This is a genomic window from Hungatella sp. SL.1.14 (assembly GCF_024460495.1).
Lineage (GTDB): Bacteria > Bacillota > Clostridia > Lachnospirales > Lachnospiraceae > Hungatella > Hungatella hathewayi.
This window is the reverse complement of sequence record NZ_JANFYJ010000349.1, coordinates 1-300: the sequence shown is the minus strand read 5'-3', so window position 1 is coordinate 300 and position 300 is coordinate 1. Positions and strand designations below refer to the sequence as shown.

The 300-nt window shown below is 53.0% G+C and carries 1 protein-coding gene; it reads right to left on the bottom strand.

Features of this window, described 5'->3' with window-relative positions; translation table 11 throughout:
• Positions 1-300: response regulator transcription factor (locus NE473_RS31305; protein ID WP_256265658.1), on the bottom strand; the 300-nt coding region annotated here is incomplete at both ends.

Genomic DNA, 300 nt, shown 5'->3' with positions numbered 1-300 from the left:
CGGTACTCTAACGCGGAAAGAAAAACCTCGCTGCCGTTCTTCTTCACCACACCTCCCGCCACATCTACAAAAAGCCCGCAGATCTCAAATACTGCCCCCAGCCGCCCGTTTTTTCTCAGGGTAGCCTCGATCCGCGCAATCAGCTCACGCGGACGGAAGGGCTTGGTAATATAGTCATCCACCCCCATGTTAAGACCTGTGACGACACTCGTCTCATCGCCCGACGCGGTCAGAAAGATCACAGGAATATCCTGAGTCTCCTTAATTTTCGTGTATACCGTAAAACCATTCCCATCCGGC